General features: G+C 70.5%; 1 pseudogene. It reads right to left on the bottom strand.

From position 1 onward, the window contains the following. Positions 1-368 precede the first annotated feature (368 nt). Positions 369-1,291, bottom strand: a pseudogene (locus ACZ5CR_RS45695) (hypothetical protein); the annotation flags it as partial.

Below are 1,291 nucleotides of genomic sequence, written 5' to 3'. Positions count from 1 at the left end.
CCAGCCCCGGCTCCGGCTCCATTTCAGGCACCCGCTCCGGTCCCGGTTCCGGTCCCAGCGCAGGCCCCCATGCACCTTCCGGCTCACGAGCCATCACAATCCGTGACGCCATCGGTGCATCGCGTATCCGCTCCTACTTATCAATACACCGCTCACGCCCCGCAGGTTCCACTCCAGAGCCGACCAGTGCAGCACCGGCAGAAACGACCGGGGCCGCCCCCGAAGGTGGCGATCCCGATGCTGCTGGCCGCGCTGGCATGCTTCGCGGTGGGCATCTGGGCTCTGACCCAGAGCTCCTGAACCCGCGTTCCCGACCCCGCGTTCCTGGCCCACAGCTCCTGACCCGGCGATCCCGACCCAGAGCCGACTCAGATCGCGCGGCCCCCCGCCGCACGCCGCCGCCCGATCAGCGTCCACACGCCAAGGACCGCCAGCAGCAGGGCACCGGCACCGAACCCGCCGGCGGCGACCAACCTCATGCCGTCCGTACGGTCACTGCCGCTCCCACCCCCGCTACCGCCCCCGGCAGCCGTCTCGCCCCGCACCGCAGCGTCCTTGTCCTGACCGGTGACGCTGAACTGATCCGCGGGCCGCGCCGTCCCCACGTACGCGGGCCCCGCCTTCGCTGCGCCGTCGACGTTCACCCGCAGCGTCAGATCCAGCGGCCCCTTGCCGAACTCCCGGGCGACCTGCGGATTGAGATGGACCGAGAGGTAGTACCACCCGGCGAACCGCGTGGCGGCCACGCCGTCGATCGGGGAGTAGCGGTTCTCGTACGCGACGGGCGCCACTGGTTCCAGCGCGGTCGTTTTCTGCTCGCCGTCGTATGCCGTGTCGGCGTCGTCGATGCGTGCGCGTACGGGATTGGACAGAGACATGACGAGCGCCGACGTGACGTACTCGTCGCCCCCGCTCGCAGTGCCCAGCTCGGCGCTGGCGGAGATCTGCTGCCCCCAGTCGACCGGCACACGGTAGAAGAGTGTCTGTCCTGGCTCGATCCGGTCGCCCCAGACGCCCGTCCTCAGCGCCCGGGCGTCGTTGAAGCCCGTGCCTCCCCTGCGTTCCTTGCGCGTACCACTGGGAGGCGTGGGCGAGGCGGAGTTCCACGACTCGGGCGGCGTCGTAGAGGCGGTCTTCGCCACTCCGGGCTCCGAGACGACGCGAAGCTCCGTGTCCCACGTCTCCGTGCTGGAGCCGGGATCACTGTTCCGCTCGACCACTACGTAGTACGTGCCGGCCACCTTGCACCGGTTCTCGGCGGGCCCGACCTCGCGTGCCGCCCAGGCGGCGA

Source organism: Streptomyces sp. NPDC031274 (genome assembly GCF_055570235.1).
This window is presented reverse-complemented; position numbering and strand designations above follow the sequence as displayed.